Consider the following 19,384-nt stretch of genomic DNA (forward strand, 5'->3'; position numbering starts at 1 on the left):
GTAATTAAATATAGTTAAAAAATCTTTTAATTTTTAAAAATTTCTCTAATTTCTTGCAAAATTTTATCCACATTGCCATCTTCAAAAAGCTTAACAATGCTAGTGCCTACAATACAACCATCAGCCAAGTTTCGCACCCTTTGTACGTCTTGATTGTTTTTAATGCCAAAGCCTATAAAAATAGGCAAAGTTGAAAAATTGCGAATTTCTTCTACCTTTTGTGCTAAAAGTTCATGTTGAGATATTGTTCCACCTGTAATTCCAACACAAGCAAGTAGATAAATAAAACCCTTAGCATCTTTAAGAAGCTTTTTAAGCCTTTCTTTTGGAGTGCTTAAACTAATAAGGGTTATTAAGGCCAAATTTTGTTTATCGCATTCCTTTCTTAAATCATCGCTTTCTTCAAAACTAAGTTCTGGTACTATTAAAGCACTAATGCCTACTTCTTTTGCCTTTTGAACAAAACTAGCCAAGCCATAAGAAAAAATAAGATTATAATACACCATAAAAACAAGGCTTTTTTTTATTTTAATATCCTTTAAAATTTCAAAAACCTTATGTATATCACAACCATTTTCTATGGCCTTTAAGGCTGCATTTGCGATAATTTGCCCATCGGCAATAGGGTCAGAATAAGGCACTCCAACTTCTAAAATATCAATATCGCTTTCATCAAGCCTATTTAAAAATTCCTTGCTAGTATCTAAATTTGGATAGCCCATCACCATATAAGCTACATTTGCATTATCTTTATAAACTTCTTTAAAATCAACCATAAATCGTTCCTTTTTTATAGTTTCTAATAGTATCCATATCCTTATCACCTCTACCTGATAAATTCACTACTATAACGCTTTTTTTCTTTAAAGTAGGACAAAGTTTTTCTAAATAAGCTAAGGCGTGAGAACTTTCAATAGCAGGAATAATGCCTTCTTTTTCACAAAGCAATTTTAAGGCATTCATGCACTCATCATCACTAATTGCTACATAATCTGCCCTTTTTATTTCTTGCAAATAAGCATGTAATGGCCCAACACCTGGATAATCAAGCCCGGCTGATATACTATGAACTGGCAAAATATTACCTAAATCATCTTGTAAAAGCTTAGTTTTCATGCCATGGATAATGCCTGTACTACCCTTTGTCATAGTAGCTGCATGATAAGGCGTATCAATTCCAAGCCCTGCTGCTTCAACCCCTATTAATTTTACATTTTCATCTTTTAAAAAGGCAGAAAAAATTCCAGCTGCATTTGAACCACCTCCAACTGCAGCTATTATATAATTAGGCTTTTTACCCAATTTTTCAAGCTGTTTTTTGCATTCCTTGCCTATTATGCTTTGAAAATGCATTATCATTTGTGGATAAGGATAGGGACCTACCACGCTACCTACTACATAAAATAAATTTTCTATATCATTTACCCAAGCTTGAATTGCAGCAGTAGTGGCTTCTTTCAGGGTTTTAAGCCCTGTTTCAATGGCTTCTACCCTTGCTCCTAAAAGCTTCATTTTATAAACATTTAAAGCCTGTCTTTGCACATCTGTTGCACCCATGAAAATTTCACATTCTAAACCCAAAAGTGCTGCTGCAGTTGCAGTTGCAAGCCCATGTTGTCCAGCACCAGTTTCAGCAATAATCTTTTTTTTACCCATTTTTTTGGCTAAAAGTGCTTGTGCTATTGCATTATTAATTTTATGTGCACCCGTATGATTTAAATCCTCTCTTTTTAAATAAATTTCATGCTTGTAAATTTCACTTAATTTTTTAGCATAATATAAGGGCGTTGGGCGACCTACATAATCTTTTAAAAGATTTTTAAGTTCTCTTTTAAAGGATTTTTTAAAACTAAATTTTAAAAATGCCCTTTCTAACTCATCTAATGCAAACATAGCACTTTCGGGCAAAAATTGTCCACCAAAATTTCCATAATAAGTTTTTTTCATTTAAACTCCTTAATAAGTTCCTTAATCAATTCTACATTTTTTAAGCCCGGTTCTATCTCAACCTTTGAATTTATGTCAATTGCAAAGGGCTTTAAATTTAGGGCATCTTTTATATTGCTAAGCCCTATTCCACCTGCTATTATATAATCTTTTTTAAAATTTTCAAGCAAGGACCAATCAAAACTAGTGCCATTTCCTCCTCTAAATTTACCCTTAGTATCAAATAAAATATAATCATAATAAGCATTTTGTGGTAAAATCAATTTATCTAAAATGCTTACTACCTGCCATACAAAAAGATTTTGTTTTTTTAATCTTGTATAAAATTCCTTGCTTATAGTTTTATGAATTTGTACCCCATCAAACCCAACTTTTATAGCACTTTGTAAAATCATTTCATTATCTTCATCAACAAAAACGCCTACAACTTTTTTATTATTTTCATGTATTATTTTAGCTAATTTTATGCCCTTTTCAATGCTAACTTGCCTTGGGCTTTTTGCAAAGATTAAGCCAAAAAAATCAATATTTAACAAAGATAGTTCATAAGCATTTTGCTCATCTTTTATGCCACAAATTTTAAGCTTTGACAATGATTTTACTCCTTTCTTGGAAGTTTTTAAAATATTCTAAGCACTTACCAGAATGAATATGTTCTAAAATCATATCCTTAGCCTTTAAAGGATTATCTACAATATTTGCTGTATAAAGTGCAAACATGGTATTTAAGATAACTACGTCAAATTTAGCCCCTTTCATTGTGCCACTTAAAGTTGCAATTAAATCTGCTGCATTTTCTTCAGGACTTCCACCCGTAATATCACTATGAAAAGCCCTTTTAAAGCCAAATTGTTCAGGTGAAACATTATATTCTAAAATTTCTTTTTCACTCACCTCAAAGACCTTTGTTTCATCACAAATACTAAGTTCGTCCATGCCATCATTACCCCTAACTATTAAGGCATGTTTTCTACCTAGCATTTGTAAAACCTGTGCTAATAATCTATGTACAGGGGCGTGATAATTGCCCATTAATTGATATTTTAGCTTTAAATTTGGATGCATTAATGGACCTAGTACGTTAAATACCGTTCTAATGCCAAGTTTAACGCGAATTTCGCGAAGTCTCCCAACTAGTGGATGAAAAAATCCAGCATGAAAAAAGCTAAGTCCTGTATCTTCAAGCAGGGCTAGATTATCTTGCAAACTAGTACCTAGTGGGATATTTAGGGCTTCTAGTACGTCTGAGCTCCCACTTTTGCTAGTCATAGCCTTGTTTCCATGTTTTGCAACCTTTACGCCCATACTTGCAAGTATAAAAGCAGAGGTAGTTGATATATTAATAGTCTTAAAGCCATCACCTCCGGTCCCAACAATATCAAGCATCTCACTATCATCAACAAAGGTCTTTGAATACCTTAAAATGCTACGTACAAAATAACTTAAAGATTCTTGATTTAAGGATTTTTCAGTGATTAAAACTAAAAGTGCTGCAAGTTGAATGGGTTCAAAATTTTCACTCATAATTAACTCACAAACTTCTTCAAAATCATCGCTTTCTAAGGCTACATTATCGCTTAATTTTTGCAAATAAGGCGTAAAATCTTTTATATTTTTTTCTTTTTTAATATCAGCATTTAAGAAATTTGCAAAAATTTTAAGTCCATATTCACTAAAATAGCTTTCTGGATGAAATTGAACACCAAAATAAGGTAATTCTTTGTGTCTCATAGCCATTAAAACGCCGTCTTCACTATATGCTAAGGCCTGTAAGCACTCAGGTAGATCGCTAACTTCTAAGGAGTGATAACGCATTATAGAAAATTCTTTTATAAAATCTTTGAAAATTTCACTTTCGTTTATGATTTTTATTTTTGAATTTTGAGCGTGGGCAATTTGTTTTAAAACAGAAATTTTAGCCCCAAAACTAAGACCTAGGGCTTGGTGACCAAGGCAAATTCCAAGTACTGGAATATTAAGCCTTGCCTTAAAAATTTCAAGGCAAATTCCACTATCTTTTGGGTGTTTTGGACCGGGGCTTAAAATGATATGAGTAGGGTTTAAATGCCTTATCTCATCAAGGCTAATTTTATCATTTCTAACAACATAAATTTCATCCTTGCAAAGACTTTCAAGCATTGTTTTTACATTAAAAACAAAAGAATCATAATTATCTATAAGTAAAATCATTTTATCAACCTTTTTTCAAAACTAGCTACTAATGCCTTTCTTTTAGCACAAATTTCAGCATATTCTTTTTGAGGCACTGAACTAAGTACTATACCTGCCCCACTTCCAATATAAGCTTTATCATCTTTAAAAAATGCCGAACGAATAATTATAGCTAAAACAACGTCCTCGCTAAAATTTAAAAAGCCAACGGCCCCTCCATAAACGCCTCTGTCTATTTTTTCAAGCTCACTTATAATCTCAAGTGCCCTAATCTTAGGTGCCCCACTTAGAGTCCCTGCTGGAAAAATAGCAACTATTACATCAAAAATACTAACATCTTCTTTCATTTTTGCGTAAACATCGCTTACTATATGCATTACAAATTTGGTCCTAACTATGCTTAATAGATTATCCACCCTAGTTTTTGTACCAAATTTAGATATATCATTTCTTGCTAAATCAACTAGCATTTTATGTTCACTTAACTCCTTTTCATCGCTTAATAAATCCTTTTCAAGTGCCATTAAATCACTATTTTCATCCAAATTTCTGGTACCAGCAATAGGGGCTACAAAAATTTCCTTATTTTTAATGCTTAAAACAAGCTCAGGTGAAGCCCCAAGCACCACCCCATACTTACTAGGAAAATAAAACATATAAGCACTAGGATTTAACTTGCTTAATTCTTCATAATAATCAAAGGCGTTAAGATTATGCTTTATACAAAGGGTTTTTGATAATACAACTTGAAAAATATCCCCATTAATTAGATATTCTTTTGCCTTTTCTATCATCTTTATATAATCATTTTTTTCATCTTCAAGTTTACTTAAATACTCAAATTCTCCACCACTTTTTTCAAAGATATAATCATCGCTTAAATACTCAAAATACTTTTCATCTCCAAAGCTAAAAATCATCTTGCTTTCTTTTTCATAAACCAGATAAGCCCTAGCATTTGCAAATAAAAACAAAGGATATTCATAATTTTTTTGCCCACATTTTGGCAAGTCTTCAAATAAAGTAATAAAATTTGCACTAAAAACACCAAAAAACCCAGCATATTCACAAAGTTTTTCTCTACTAGCACACTCATAAAATTTAGCCTTAAAATCGCTAAATTCCATATCATTAGCATCTAAAAATTCACAATCAATGCCTATGATAGTTTTATTTAAATCCTGTGCAAGATAGGAATTTGGGTATCTTTGTAAAATTTGTCTATAATAAAAATTTGCTTCCTTTCTAAGCATGATAAAACCTTTACTAAAAAATTAAAAAATAAAATGAAAATAAAAAGAAAATTAGAAACGCCAATAACGAAAGGTATAAATAAATAGAGTTAAAAAACGCATAAAAAACTGACTCATCGCTTACCTTTCTTAATTTAAGTGTCAAGGATTATAAGACAAAAAAAATAAATTTTTGTTTAAAAATTGTCAAATTTAAGTTTTAACTTTGATTAGTTAAATTTTTCATTATTTACAAATTTGCCATAAATTTAAACAAAAAATAAAAAATATCAATATTTTTTAAATAATCCTTTGATAAATTATTTAAAAAATGTTAGAATAATGACGATTTAAATTTATAAAAAGGAAATATTATGAAAAGTGCTAAAGAGATTATAAAAACAACTTGTAATGAATTGGGTCTTACGCAAAAAGAATTGGCCAAAACCATGGGAATAGCCGAAAATACAATAAGCCAATGGGCAAGGGGTGTTACAAGTTTACCTATATGGGCTATGAAAATGTTTGAACTTCTAATCATACAAAAAAGATTTAACATTATGCGTGAATTTTTCAACGATAAAATAAAATCTTAACAAAGCCCTTAACTTAGGGGCTTTTTCTTAAAAAACAACTCCTTTACTATAATCAATACAAGACTAAGATTAATAAACACATCAGCTAGATTAAAAATAGCAAAATTAAACCACTTATGCCAAAAAAACATATCTACAACCCCACTATGAATAAAGCGATCAAGCAAATTTGAAGAACCAGATGAGAGCATTATCCCAAAAGCGATTATATTATCTTGTAAAAATTTTTTTTGCCAAAAAAGATAAATAAAAAGGGCAACAACCAAGGCTAAATGCAAGTATTTTAAATAAGGCCCTAAAAAATCAAACATAGAAAAGGCTACTCCGTCATTTAAAACCAAGGTTAAATCTAAGAATTCACTATTAAATCTAAGCCCTTTTAAGCTTAGAAATTTTAAGCCCTGGTCTAGTAAAAAAACTATTACAAAGCTTAAAAAAAATAAAAAATAAGATTTTTTATCTAAAATTTTAGCCATTTAAAGCTTTCTTAAAAAATTCACTAACCACTTTCATTTCTTTTTCTAAAAGCTTACTATCCTTTGCCTCAAGTAATAATCTAATCAAATTTTCAGTCCCTGAGTATCTAAATAAAGAATTAATGCCCTTTTTTTCTAAATCTTGCTTTAATTCCTTTAAGCCCTTGATTTTATTTAAATCCTTTTTTTCTGAAATTTTAAGATTAACTAAAAGCTGAGGATAAGGCTTAATTTGTGCTAAAATCGCACTTGCTGATTTTTTCTTTGTAAGCATTAAGGCACTGAATTGCAAAGCAGCTATCAAGCCATCCCCTGTCTTTGCATAATCACTAAAAATAATATGACCACTTTGTTCTCCACCAAAATTTCCCCCACAAGCCTTTAATTTTTCAAGCACATATTTATCGCCAACATTGCAAATTTCAAACCCGATACTATGTTTATGTAAAAATTCCTTTAAGGCCCCATTACTCATAACCGTAGTTACTACCTTTGAATTTAGACAATCTCTTTCTTTTAAGAAAAGTGCTAAAACACCAAGTAAGCTATCTCCATTTGCTACCACGCCTTTTTCATCAACTACCACAAGCCTATCAGCATCCCCATCAAAGGCAAAGCCAACATCTGCCCTGAGTTTTTTAACCTCTAAAGCCAAATTCATAGGATGTAGTGCCCCACAATTATCATTTATATTTAAACCATTTGGCTCATCATTTATAACAATAACCTCGGCCCCAAGTTCTTTAAACACGGTAGGGGCTACTTTATAAGCAGCCCCATGTGCTACGTCCAAAACCACTCTTAAAGGCTTTAGGGTTAAATTTTTTGGAAAGGAATTTTTAATACAAACTATATAACGCCCTATAACATCATCAATACGTTTAGCCTGACCTATCTTATCCATAGAAACTTGAGAACTTTTTATAAGATTATCATTAAAATAAATTTCTTCAATCTTTTTTTCTTTATCTTCGCCCAGTTTATTGCCATCAGAATCAAAAAATTTAATGCCATTATCAAAATAAGGATTATGAGAAGCTGATATCATAATACCTGCATCACAACGCATATCCTCTGTTAAAAAAGCAATGGCAGGGGTTGGCATAGGACCTATTTGAATTACATTATAACCTATAGAAGTAAGCCCTGAAACAATGGCATTTTCTATCATATAACCACTTCTTCTTGTATCTTTTCCAACTAAAATATTATTAGTTACACGTTTATCCTTAAAATAAATTCCAGCAGCCATAGCCAAACGCATAGCTAAGAAAGAATCTAAAAATTCTCCAGCCTTACCTCTAACCCCATCAGTCCCAAAAAGTTTCATAATAAGCCTTTGTAAAATTTTAAATAAATTATAGCTAAAATAAATAACAAAAAATAATTGCCTTAAATTTGTTACTTATCTATACAAAAATTTATTTTAATGTGTATTTTTTGTAAAATTTTTTAAAAAATTTCTAATTAATAAATATTATTCATTAGATTATATATAATTTCAAACTTTTATAATAAGGATTTGATATGAACGAAAAAATAAGGACTAGTTTTCCAAAAGAAAGCTTTGAAGAATTTATTAGAAAAAATGAGTTAAAGGCAAGTGAGTATTCTTACAAAATTAGTGATTTTTTTACGCATTATAGTGAGAATAATGATGGCAATTATATCTTACTTGATAAAGAAGAACTAGTAATGTTTGAACATGATAATTTTTTTGTCAATACAAATTTTAAGATTTATCAAGAATATGAGATTGAAATTTATAAAAAAGAAAATGAACCTGTGATTGATTTAAAATTTGTAAATATGGGAAATGTAACCATTGGGGCTGTGCTTAAAAAAAGTGAAAGACCTATTAAGCAAGATATAACACAATTTTTAAAGGATAGAATTTATAGGGCTATGGCAAATGCTGGCTTTTTGCTTGATTTTAGAATTTTTGATTTTCACAATAATATAAAGCTTTTAGGGGCTAAGTTTTTAAAAGATGGTATTATTGATAGAGATTATAGTTTACCTATTGCAAGAGGCGTTGCTAGTGTTGATGATACTGATGAAAAATTAATTTTGCATTATGAACAAATTTTAGAAGAAAAAAAGGGTAAGGATTTTTCTTATGCAAAAAAGGAATTTTCAAGCATTATAGAAAAAAATGAACTTGTTTTAGAATATAAAAAAATCATTGAAGGCAAGGATGGAAAAAATTTAAAATGCCAGTTTTTAAGTCATATTTCTTACTCGCCTCAATTAATTTTTAGCGTTAATGATGAACACTTCATTAAAGAAGAAAATTCAAGCAGTATAAAGTATTTTGCTAAGATTAATGGCTTTGTAAAAAATGAGAGTTTTTATTTTGATATAGTAAATAGCTTGGATATGAAAAATTTAAATCTCAAAAATACAGGCTCAGTTCTTGCAGGTGATAATAAAAAAGTATCCTTAAATATCCAAACCCTAAAAGAAGAAGATGGGATAAAAGATGGGATTGTGGTTGAAACTGAAAAGATAAATTTGCAAGGTTCGGTAGCCCAAAGCACGATTAGAAGTAAAAATGTAAATATAAACGGACAAACGCATTCAAAGTCTAAAATTTATGCAAAAAAGGCACAAATTTTTAATCACAAAGGCTATTTAGAAGCTGATACTGCCTTTGTAAATGTGGCTGAAAGGTGCTTTATAAAGGCTAAGATTGCTGTTGTTAAAACTTGCATAAATTCTAATATTGAAGCAGAAAAAATTTATATTAAAAGTTTGCATTCTCAAAATACCATTAAATTTTTAAAAACTTGCATTATAGAACACTGCAAAGGGGAATCAAATACCTTTTCTTTTGATATGAATGTTTCTCAATCTTTTAAAAATAGTTTAGAAGAGTCATTTAGAGCTATTGAAACCTTTAAAAAGACAAATGTAGCCTTAAAAAAGGAGTTAGAATTTATTAAAAAAAGCCTGGCTGCTAGTAAGGAAAGTATGAGTAATATCTTAAAATCATACAAGCAATTAAGAGAAAATAATCAACCTGTACCTCAAAGCTTTGAAAGGCAGATTGTAAATTTTCAAGGGCTTATTAAAAGGGAAAAAGAACTTATTGAAATTCTAGGAAGTGGGGAGAAAAATGTAGATAAGCTTGGAGAACACTTGACAAAAATGCAAAAAATAGTGACCCAGGCGAAAGTAATAAATATAGACAATACTTGGGGAGATGGTTATAATAAGATTATTTTTAATATACCCTTTCCAAAAACTACACTTGCCCATACTTTAAGAGGAGAAGAAGATTGCACTAAGATTACCTTAAAAGAACAAAATGATTCTTATGTGCTAAATTTTGGACATGCCATGGATGAGAATGAGTTAAAGCCTTTTAACAAGCAAAAATATTTAGATTTTATTTATGAGTAGAGTCTAAATTTTAGCTTTAAATAAGCAATTAAGCCATTTTTAAAATGGCTTAATCTTATAAATTTACGCAAAAATAAATATCTATTAATATATTTATTTTTTGCAAAAAAATGCACATTATTAAAAAAATTAAATCCCTTAAATTTATAGTTATTTAATTTTATTTTTAGTTGATTAATCTTGTTATTTTTAGTATCTTTGATAAATTTCTCACATTTACCCTTATATATCCCACATATATATGTGCTATCTCTGTTTTGTGGTACTCCAGCTTCTAATGAATTTATTATTGTAAAGTCAACAACATACCCAATTTTATTTAATGTAATTAATATTTTTTGTATAGTTTGACAATTATCATGGCTAATAAGATTTTTGACATTTTCTAATAATACATATTTAGGTTTTTTTCCTTAAGAATTCTTGCTATATCAAAAAAACAAGGTTCCTCTAATATCATCAAATCCCTTTTGTTTACCTGCAATACTAAATGATTGACATGTAAAACCAGCTACTAATAAATCATGGCTTGGGATATCTTTTTCGTCAATTTTTGTAATATCTCCATATAAATTTTTATTTGAAAAATTCGCAATATAAGATTGTCTTGCAAAAGAATTAATTTCTGATGCAAATACGATATCTGCTTTTATTTTTGCTTTTTTAAAGCCTTCTTCAAATCCACCAATCCCAGCAAATAAAGATACAACTCTTATTTTAGACATAAAGTTCTTTATTATTTATCTTTGTTATCTTCATCAACTCTTAATATAAGCTGAGAATTAATCTTGTCATAATAAACCTTAAATTTGCTTTTTCCTTTTACAATATCTAAATTTTCTAAGATACTTTTAGGCATACGAATTCGCATATCTTGCTGTAATACATAAGTATCAAGGTAAATTAAATCTTTATTTTTCATTTTTGTTTCCTAGACTATATTTAGTTTAATTATAGTCTAAATTTTAAATTTTGTCAAAGCAAAGATTATTTGCAATATTTAGCTAAAATTACTATTAAAATTTTTTTAAAGGATAAAATGTGAAAAAGGACTTAAAATATTATATGAATTTGCCTTATGAACTTATTATAACAAGTAAAGAGGGAAAGTATTTTGCTAGGTATAAGGATTTTCCTTTAAGCCTTAGTGCAAAGACAGAAAAAAAGGCTATTAAAAGGTTAAAAAATGCTTTTGCTAAAAGGCTTAAAATAATGCTTAAAAATAATGATTTTATAAAAGAACCTAGCAAAAAAGAAACAATACTTAAAAATCTTAATGAACTTTTTGTTTCTAGGGCTAAATTTTATGCCTTTTTTGATGAAAATATAGCAAAAATAAAGGGCGATATTTTTGATTTTGAAAACGCTGAGGCTTTAAATGCAAAAAAAGTTTATGAACGATTTTATCATTTTGATTATGCTATTAGAAAATTATTACCTAGTGTTTATAGTGCTTATGAGATTAAAGATAGTGATTTAAGTAAGGACTTTTAAGTCCTTACTCTCTAAATGAAAAATTTAAATTCTTAGCATCTTCTTCTATATTATCACCTATCTTATCATCTGCCTTAAAGCCACCTCCAAAGGCTTTAATTACTTCAACAATAGCATTTGCCATATCGTAATTTGCACTAGCAAAGGAAATTCTAGCATTAAGTAAATTTCTTCTAGCATCTAAATATTCTATAAGTGGAATATTGCCATTTTCATAACGAATACTTGCTAGGTCATAAATTTTTTCTTGAGAACTTAGCAAGGTTTTATAATTTTCATAATTTTGCATACTTGTTTGTCTTTGGGCTAAGGCTAAACGCACTTCTGCAAAGGCGGTTCTAAGTATGTTTTCATAATTTAAAAAGGCCTCATCCTTTGCAAGTTTAGCTAAATTTACACTTTGCCAAATTTCACCCCATCTAAAAATAGGCAGGGTAAAGCTACCACCTATATTCCAGGTTTTGCTACCATCTTTTAATAAAAGGTCTAAATCATAGCTTTCAAAACCAAAAAGTCCTGTTATAGAAATGCTTGGCAAAAAGGCAGTTCTTGCCACACCTACAAGGTAATTTTGCTGTGTTAGTGTTTGTAAGGCTGCACCAATATCAGGTCTTTGAAGTAAAATTTCACTACTAATGCCCTCGGGCAAAGATAGGGAATATTTTGCAAATTTAGTATAATCTTGTTCATTATATAAAATATCATCTAAATCATCACTTCCTATTAAAATTTTAAGCACCTTTAAGTAATTTTCCTTAGTGGCAATGGCACTTGTATATTGAGCCCTTACGCTTTGTAATTCAGCCCTATTTTGTTCTAACTCATACTCATCAATGCTACCTGCTTCAAATTGAATTTCTTTTATCTCATAGGTTTGTGTATAAGCATCCAAAGTTTCTTTTAAGATATTCATATTTTCATAAGCATTTGCTAGGTTAAAATATCCTTGTACCACACTTGCAATAATAGACAAACGAGAGGCCTCATAGTCAAATTCACTAGCCCTTAGGGCTGCTTGTCCTGCAAAAAAGGAATCTCTATATTTACCCCATAAGTCAAGTTCATAACTCATTTGAAGACCTAGGATAAAATCATTGCCATATACAAAATTATTTGTTTGATTGCTTGGGGCATTTTTTGAAGTTTTAGCCCTAGTCCCACTTCCAGTAGCATCAATTTTAGGCAATAAATCGCTAAATTCAATACCAAGTTGCGCGGCTGCTTTTTCAAGGTTAATATAAGCAATACGCAAATCGGTATTATTTTTTAAGGCCTGTTCTACAAGTTTATTTAATTTTTCATCCTCAAAGCCTCTCCACCATTGTTTAGAAAGGCTTGTATTATCATCCTTTGCAGTGTAATTTGCCTCGGGTATTACTAATCTAGGCTTTAAAGAACAAGCCGTAAAAAACAAGGCAAAAATTAAAATTAAAATGTGTAACTTATTCATTTATTATTCCTTTTTTCTTATCAAGCCATTTATTAAAGGTTTCTAGTAGATAGAAAAATAAAGGTACAAAAAAGATTGCTATGGTAGATGCTGCTACTATGCCTCCAAGAAGTCCGGTACCAAGTGATTGGCGACTTGCCGCACCTGCCCCAGTTGCTACAACTAGTGGCACAATTCCAAGACCAAAGGCTAAGGAGGTCATAACAATAGGTCTAAATCTAAGTCTAGCAGCTTCTAAACTAGCATCAAATATGCTTTTTCCATCTCTTAAATGTGCCTCCATGGCAAATTCCACGATTAATATTGCATTTTTTGCCGAAAGTCCTATTAAGAGTAAGAGTCCAGTTTGCAAGTATACATCATTACTAAAATCCCTTAAATAAGTAAACAACAAAGACCCAAGCACCGCAAAAGGCACGGCCGTAATAACTGCTGCTGGCATAAGCCATCTTTCATATTGGGCTGCTAAGATTAAAAACACGAAAACAAGTCCTATAGCAAAGGCTATTTGCCCATCGCTTGAACTTGTTACTTCTTGATAAGCAGTACCTGACCAAGCAATAGTATAATCACTTCCTAAAATCTCACTTGACACCTCAGAGATTGCTTGAATGGCTTGACCTGAGGTATAACCAGTAGCAGGGTCGCCTTGTACGAGGGCAGCTGGGAAGAGATTAAATCTTTTAACATCATCAGGACCACTTGAAGTACTTAGTGTTAAAATTGCATCAAGAGGTATCATATTGCCATCACTTGATTTAACATAAATTTTATTTAAGGCATCTTGGGTATTTCTAAAATCACCCTTAGCCCTAACATTTACTTGGAAATTCTTTCCATACATTGAAAAGTCATTTACATAATAAGTTCCTATAGTAGAAGCAACCGTTGTAAAGACATCTTGCATAGTAAGATTATAAAATTTAAGCTTATCTCTATCAATTTCTAGTTTATATTGAGGATAACTTGTATCAAGCGTTGTACGCACATTAGAAAGTTCTGGTCTAGCTCTTGCTGCTTGGACTAACTCATTTACATCAAGTTGAATCTCATTATAAGTTTTACCACTACGATTTTGCACATACATATCAAAGCCACCTGTTATACTAAGACCTTGAATTGGTGGTGGGTTAATGAAAAAGGTTTGACCTTCCGTATTATAAGCATATTTTCTATTATAAGAATTTGTAACATCAAAGGCGGTTTCTTTTCTATTTTTTATATCTTTAAGATTAACAAAGGCAACCCCTGAATTTTCTTTTAAAGATGAAGTTAATATATCCCAACCTATCATAGCCATACTATCTTTAATTACGGGGTCTTGTTTAAATACCCCGTCCATTTTATCTATATAATCAACCGTTCTATTTAGTGACGAACCTGCTTGTAAATTTGTAATGGCTATAAATACACTCTGATCTTCCACAGGCACTAATGAGGTAGGAATTTTTGTATATAAAAAAACGGTTGCTACTATAAAGATAAAAAATAATATAACAAATAATTTTAATCTATGCAAAACATAACGAACCCCATTTACAAAGACCTCTGTCGACCAATCAAAAAAGGCGTTAAATTTTTCCACAAATTTAAAGGGTGATTCATGAGTTCTTCTTAGATACATAGCACAAAGTGAAGGCGTTAGGGTAAGTGCCACAAAGCCTGATATTGACACTGAAACGGCTAGAGTTAGGGCAAATTGTTTTTGAATTTCGCCAACAAAGCCTGAGTTAAAGGACACAGGAATAAACACAGCACAAAGTACTAAAACTATAGAAACAACAGGTGAGGTCATTTCTTTCATGGATTGAATGGCCGCATCTTTTATGGATATATCTTTGTTTTGGTGAATGATTCTATCTATGTTTTCCACAACTATAATTGCATCATCAACAACTATACCAATAGCCAAAATCAAAGCAAAAAGGGTAAGTAAATTTATAGAAAAGCCTAAGGCATAAAGTCCTGCAAAGGTCCCTATAATAGAAACAGGCACGGCTATCATAGGGATAATGGTAGAACGAAAATTCTTTAAGAACATATACATAACCAAAATAACTAAAACTAGGGCTTCAAAAAAGGTTTTTACCACCTCTTTTATAGAATCTATGATAAAGGTAGTAGTATCATAAGGAATTCTATATATTAAGCCTTCTGGAAAGGTTTTTGAAAGTTCTTCCATTTTTTCACTTACAAGCCTTGCTGTTTCAATTGAATTTGCACCAGATTGTAAATTTATGATAATAGGCACAGCATCCCCACCTGTATCTCTACCTTGAGAAACATATTGTTTAGACCCTATCTCTACTTCTGAAACATCCTTTAATCTTAAAAAAGAACCATCACTATTTACTCTTAAAATTACATTTTCAAATTCCTCAACCGTTCTAAGTTGCCCTTGCATAGTGATTTGATAAACATAAGGAGACTTATTAATTACAGGCTCTTCTCCTATCTTACCTGTGGCATATTGCATATTTTGGTCATCAATTGCACTAAGCACTTCATTAGCTGTGATTTGATATTTATTTAATAAGTCAGGGTCAAGCCATACACGCATAGAATAGTCTTTATTACCAATTGCTGTAGCATCACCAACACCTGGAACGCGTTTTAAGTCATCTAAGACATTTAAAACTATATAATTATAAACTTCTGTTGAATTCATACTTCCATCAGTTGAAACTAAGGTTAGGGCCTCAAGTGTAGTTGAACTTGCCTTTCTAACCGTAACACCTAGTCTTTTTACCTCTTCTGGTAGTTTAGAACTAGCATTTGAAACGCGATTATTAACATCTATTGTGGCTTGGTCAGGGTCCGTTCCTATCCTAAAATAAACAGTCATTCTCATAGTACCAGCACTTGCTGTAGTTTCCATGTAAATCATATTATCCACGCCGTTAATTTGTTCTTCAAGTGGCGTAGCAACGGTTGTTGCAATGGTTGCAGCATCAGCACCTGTATAAGTAGCACTAACACTAACTGTTGGAGGGGTTAGTGAGGGGTATTGTTCTATAGGTAAGGATATTAAAGACATAGCACCTGCTAGCGTGATTATAATAGAAATAACACAAGCTAAAACAGGTCTTTCTATAAAAAATTTAGAAAACATTGCTAGCTCCTAATTTGTCTCGTTATTTTCACTAGCAATCTCACTAGCTATATGGGCTTGAATATTTTCTTCTTGTGCTCCAAGTTCTCTAACAGGACTTCCAGCACCGATTTTTTTGAAATTATCAATTATAACCTTATCACCTTCATTTATACCACTTTCAATAATCACGTAATCACTTGTTTGATAACTTACCTTAACAACATTCTTTTTAACCGTGCTTTCTTCGGAGATAGTATAAAGATAATTTTCTTTTTGGTCCTGCATCAAAGCAATGCGTGGAATTTTAAAACCACCCTTTTGTATAAAACCATCACTTGCAAGAGTTACAAAGGTACCTGGTAATAAAACAGAATTTGAATTATCAAACACGGCCTTAGCTTTTACAGAACCACTTTTTAAATCAATAACTGAATCAATAAAATAAAGCTCGCCTTCATATTCTCTTTCAGCCGTTTTAAAAGAAACCTTATAATTTTGCAAATCCCATCTTCCATTTTGCAAATTTCTTTCTATATTTAATTTATTTGTATCAGAAATGTAAAAATCAGCATAGATAGGGTTTAAATTCGTAACCCTAACTAAATCAGTACTAGATGCTATTACATAATCGCCCACATTAATTAAGGCATCGCCTACCATGCCATCAAAGGGTGCTTTTATCTCAGTATAATCTAAGTCAATCTTAGCATTTGAAACATCAGCCCTAGCACTTTCAAGCGTAGCTTTAGTGCTTTTATAGGTTGCAAGGCTTGTGTCAAAATCCTTTTGAGATATAGCATTTTTAGCAATTAAAATTTTATTTCTTTCGTGGTCTTTTTCAGCATTGTCAAAATCAGCCCTAGCTTGTAAGGCCTTACCCCAGGCTGCATCAACTGCTGCTTTGTATTTGTAAGGTTCTATTAAAAAGAGTTTATCCCCTTTTTTTACATAGTCACCCGCCTTAAAATATTTTTCCATTATGACCCCATTAACTTGAGGTTTTATCACTACATCATAATCACTTACTAACTGGGCTGGATATTCAAATTTTAAAGGTAAATCCTCAGGTATGGCAATTACTATGTTAACTCCTTGTGGTGGCAAAGCTTGTGGGGCTGGTTTTTCACAAGCTGTTATTAATAAGGTTGCAAGTAGTGTAAAGCATATATTTTTATTTACAAAGTTCATTTTTTTACCTTTCTGTTTTTAAAATTTTATATTTTAGTATTTGTAATTTAACGATTGTTTTATAAACCTTCTAAGTCCCTTAAAACTTCGATTTGTTAAAAAAGTAATTGTTATTACTAAATTAAAAAAATGTAGTTTACATAAATTTGGTTAATATAATGGTTAATGAAAAAAATTATTTTAAATTTTTTATACCACTTAAAAAAATTTCAACTACAAGTTTTACGCGTTTTTTTTGTTCTTGTTTACTTAAAAGCTTTTTATCCATTAATACGCTTAAATTATAATTTGGGTCCTTTATCATAGTACAAAATAACTCAGCTAACTCAAGCGCATTTTCACTTAAAAATTTACTATCTTGTTGTTTAAAATAATTTGCTAAAAGCTGGTCTATGAATTTAGACCTATTTTTGTTAAACCAAGTAGCTATTAATTTATCCTTGCTATAAACTTGCGAGTAAATTATCTTACCAAGCGTAATAGTATTGTTATCATTAAAAATTTGTATAAAGGCTAATCCAAAACGATACAAAACATCCTTTAAATCATTATTTTTTATCTTTGCTAAATGCTTTGTAACATTCTCAAAATGCTTTGTAGTTCTTTCTTCTAGTATAGCTAAAAATAAGTCCTTTTTGTTTTTGTAAGTATTATAAATATTAGAATAAGAACCACCCGATAACTTAATAATATCGTTAATACTAGTTTTCTCATAACCCTTGGTTAAAAATAACTCAAGGGCTACTTCTTTAATCTTTTCTTGCCTAGCTATTGCCTTTGGCGTTGGAGTTTTATTTTTTTTCATCTTTAAACTTGTCAAATTCGGTATTTTTAGGATAAGAAAAAATACTTTCTCTAAACACAACTATATTTTCATCATCAACTGCGTAAGCCCTTATGTGTAAAGGAATGATAGTATCTTTTTTATCATCATTTGCAAGTTTTTTTGTAGCCCTTAGGGTTACTACTTTTTTAGTATTTGCACCTGCTTTTAAGGTAAATGGCTTACTAGGACTTACTATTTCAATCCCACCTTCAATGCCTTCTAAAATGGCTTCAAAATAATACTGGTGGTCTTTATTATCAGTATTTTGGAATAAGAAAGTATAAGCATTAATTACTTCTAATTTATCATTTTTCTTTTCTATGTGATATAGTTCAGTAGCCCTATTTATGTTTAAAAGCATATGCTCTTTTTTCGTACTTGCAATCAATAAGCCTATAAAAACTATACTTAAAACTACCACATAAGCAATGGTTCTAAATCTAAAATAATTTACCTTTTGCCTTGTTTCAATGGACTTTGCACTGGTCCAATTTATCAAAGAAGGTCTATTAAATTTAAGTTGAATTTTAGAACAAGCATCAGCACATTCTAAGCAGTTAATACATTCCAGTTGCATACCCTTTCTTATATCAATATGTGTTGGACACACGCTAACACAGGCCTCGCAACCTATACATTCTCCTTGAGGCGGCTTTTTATGTAATTTTGTATGCCCATCATAAATAACCCCTCCTCTTTTTTCATCATAAATTACTTGAATGGTATCATGGTCAAACATTACAGATTGTATTCTTGCATAAGGACACACATAAATACAAAATTTTTCTTGCAAATACATAATATCAAAGCTTAAAAACAAAGATGCAAAAAAGATAATCCCTATTAAAAGCATATGTTCGCCCGGATTTTGAATATAAGCAAAAAAATCTTCTGGTGGTATAAAATACCATAATAAATTACTCACTGCTATAATAGAAACGCAGTAAAACAAAATACCAGCTATAAATTTCTTAACAAATTGTCCTTGAAATTCCTTTTGTTTATCCTTAATATTTTTTCTAATTTTAAGTAGTTTAGTTTGGATAATATCCCTATAAATAACGCGAAAAATTGTCTGTGGACAGGACCACGCACACCAAATTCTACCAGCTAATGTTGTTATAAAAAATATTGTTAAAAATAAAAGTATCAACAAAAACGGCATTAAGTAAAGTTCTTGAGTATCAAAGGCTACAAAAAATAAATTTAATTTTTTGTGGTCAAAACTAAGTAAAAAGAAATGGTTTTTATTAACTCTAATAAAGGGCAAGGCAAAAATAACAATAGTAGCAAGTATATAAAAAATATACCTTTTATTTGTATAATTAGTAATACAGGCTTTCATAAGCACTCCTTCTCATTTTTTGTGATATTAATACTAAAAAAATAAAATAAGACTTAAATAGTGTTAAAATATCAAAAAAAAAAAAAAAAAAACTACACGATTATACACTTTTTAGGCTTAAACTTAAATTCATATTTTTATAATATAATTTAGCTTTTA

Annotated in this window: 15 protein-coding genes and 2 pseudogenes; 3 read left to right on the forward strand and 14 right to left on the reverse strand. The window is 30.6% G+C overall.

Annotated elements, in window-relative coordinates; all coding sequences use genetic code 11:
- Positions 1 to 26: 26 nt before the first annotated feature.
- The 5 genes from trpA to FMM56_RS03250 are packed head-to-tail and all read right to left on the reverse strand — an operon-like array spanning position 27 to position 5,372.
- Positions 27 to 776: a tryptophan synthase subunit alpha gene (gene trpA, locus FMM56_RS03230; protein WP_150140028.1), complete on the reverse strand. Its 750-nt coding sequence runs from the start codon at positions 774 to 776 to the stop codon at positions 27 to 29.
- Positions 769 to 1,947 (reverse strand): tryptophan synthase subunit beta, encoded by a 1,179-nt coding sequence (trpB, locus tag FMM56_RS03235; RefSeq protein ID WP_150140029.1) that lies wholly within the window; start codon positions 1,945 to 1,947, stop codon positions 769 to 771. Before trpB ends, trpA begins: the two co-directional genes overlap by 8 nt.
- Complete coding sequence (locus tag FMM56_RS03240; RefSeq protein ID WP_150140030.1) at positions 1,944 to 2,540, reverse strand: phosphoribosylanthranilate isomerase; 597 nt, start codon at positions 2,538 to 2,540, stop codon at positions 1,944 to 1,946. Before FMM56_RS03240 ends, trpB begins: the two co-directional genes overlap by 4 nt.
- Positions 2,527 to 4,137, reverse strand: a complete 1,611-nt coding sequence (gene trpD / locus FMM56_RS03245) for an anthranilate phosphoribosyltransferase (protein ID WP_150207766.1) — start codon at positions 4,135 to 4,137, stop codon at positions 2,527 to 2,529. Before trpD ends, FMM56_RS03240 begins: the two co-directional genes overlap by 14 nt.
- Positions 4,134 to 5,372, reverse strand: a complete 1,239-nt coding sequence (locus FMM56_RS03250; protein WP_150207767.1) for an anthranilate synthase component I family protein — start codon at positions 5,370 to 5,372, stop codon at positions 4,134 to 4,136. The genes trpD and FMM56_RS03250 overlap by 4 nt, the downstream gene beginning before the upstream one ends.
- A gap of 353 nt (positions 5,373 to 5,725) precedes the next feature.
- Here FMM56_RS03250 and FMM56_RS03255 point away from each other — a divergent pair, with 353 nt between their 5' ends.
- Positions 5,726 to 5,947 carry a helix-turn-helix domain-containing protein gene (locus FMM56_RS03255; protein ID WP_150207769.1) on the forward strand — a complete coding sequence of 74 codons (222 nt, stop codon included), beginning with the start codon at positions 5,726 to 5,728 and terminating at the stop codon, positions 5,945 to 5,947.
- An 8-nt stretch (positions 5,948 to 5,955) separates the two neighbouring features.
- Here FMM56_RS03255 and lspA read toward each other — a convergent pair whose 3' ends face one another.
- Complete coding sequence (lspA, locus tag FMM56_RS03260) at positions 5,956 to 6,423, reverse strand: signal peptidase II (RefSeq protein ID WP_150207771.1); 468 nt, start codon at positions 6,421 to 6,423, stop codon at positions 5,956 to 5,958.
- The gene (gene glmM, locus FMM56_RS03265; RefSeq protein ID WP_150140035.1) at positions 6,416 to 7,753 is read right to left on the reverse strand and encodes a phosphoglucosamine mutase; all 1,338 of its coding nucleotides are present in this window, start codon (positions 7,751 to 7,753) and stop codon (positions 6,416 to 6,418) included. Before glmM ends, lspA begins: the two co-directional genes overlap by 8 nt.
- Positions 7,754 to 7,950: 197 nt before the next feature.
- On the opposite strand from glmM, the gene FMM56_RS03270 reads away from it, so the two are divergent.
- The gene (locus FMM56_RS03270; protein ID WP_150207773.1) at positions 7,951 to 9,828 is read left to right on the forward strand and encodes a flagellar assembly protein A; all 1,878 of its coding nucleotides are present in this window, start codon (positions 7,951 to 7,953) and stop codon (positions 9,826 to 9,828) included.
- On the opposite strand, the pseudogene FMM56_RS08910 reads toward FMM56_RS03270, so the two are convergent.
- Together FMM56_RS08910 and FMM56_RS03285 are read right to left on the reverse strand one after the other, a co-directional pair.
- A pseudogene (locus FMM56_RS08910) lies at positions 9,819 to 10,553 on the reverse strand (DNA cytosine methyltransferase). The gene FMM56_RS03270 and the pseudogene FMM56_RS08910 sit on opposite strands and share 10 nt — an antisense overlap.
- 11 nt (positions 10,554 to 10,564) lie before the next feature.
- The gene (locus FMM56_RS03285; RefSeq protein ID WP_150140038.1) at positions 10,565 to 10,750 is read right to left on the reverse strand and encodes a sucrose-6-phosphate hydrolase; all 186 of its coding nucleotides are present in this window, start codon (positions 10,748 to 10,750) and stop codon (positions 10,565 to 10,567) included.
- A 290-nt stretch (positions 10,751 to 11,040) separates the two neighbouring features.
- Between FMM56_RS03285 and cmeU the strand changes: the two genes are divergently transcribed.
- Entirely contained in the window at positions 11,041 to 11,322 is a 282-nt protein-coding gene (cmeU, locus tag FMM56_RS03290) for a CmeU family protein (protein WP_150207816.1), read from the forward strand.
- A 4-nt stretch (positions 11,323 to 11,326) separates the two neighbouring features.
- On the opposite strand, the gene FMM56_RS03295 is transcribed toward cmeU, so the two are convergent.
- The 5 genes and pseudogenes from FMM56_RS03295 to ccoG all read right to left on the reverse strand — a co-directional run bounded on the left by FMM56_RS03295 (position 11,327) and on the right by ccoG (position 19,225).
- The gene (locus tag FMM56_RS03295; protein WP_150151340.1) at positions 11,327 to 12,772 is read right to left on the reverse strand and encodes an efflux transporter outer membrane subunit; all 1,446 of its coding nucleotides are present in this window, start codon (positions 12,770 to 12,772) and stop codon (positions 11,327 to 11,329) included.
- Positions 12,765 to 15,884, reverse strand: a complete 3,120-nt coding sequence (locus tag FMM56_RS03300; RefSeq protein ID WP_150207775.1) for an efflux RND transporter permease subunit — start codon at positions 15,882 to 15,884, stop codon at positions 12,765 to 12,767. Before FMM56_RS03300 ends, FMM56_RS03295 begins: the two co-directional genes overlap by 8 nt.
- 72 nt (positions 15,885 to 15,956) lie before the next feature.
- Positions 15,957 to 17,054: pseudogene (locus tag FMM56_RS03305) on the reverse strand (efflux RND transporter periplasmic adaptor subunit); the annotation flags it as partial.
- Positions 17,055 to 17,229: 175 nt separating this feature from the next.
- A complete protein-coding gene (locus FMM56_RS03310; RefSeq protein ID WP_150207777.1) occupies positions 17,230 to 17,859 on the reverse strand; it encodes a TetR/AcrR family transcriptional regulator in 630 nt (209 codons plus the stop codon).
- Positions 17,846 to 19,225: a cytochrome c oxidase accessory protein CcoG gene (gene ccoG / locus FMM56_RS03315; RefSeq protein ID WP_150140043.1), complete on the reverse strand. Its 1,380-nt coding sequence runs from the start codon at positions 19,223 to 19,225 to the stop codon at positions 17,846 to 17,848. The genes FMM56_RS03310 and ccoG overlap by 14 nt, the downstream gene beginning before the upstream one ends.
- Between the last annotated feature and the right edge of the window lie 159 nt (positions 19,226 to 19,384).

This window comes from Campylobacter sp. LR264d, assembly GCF_008633895.1.
Lineage (GTDB): Bacteria > Campylobacterota > Campylobacteria > Campylobacterales > Campylobacteraceae > Campylobacter_D.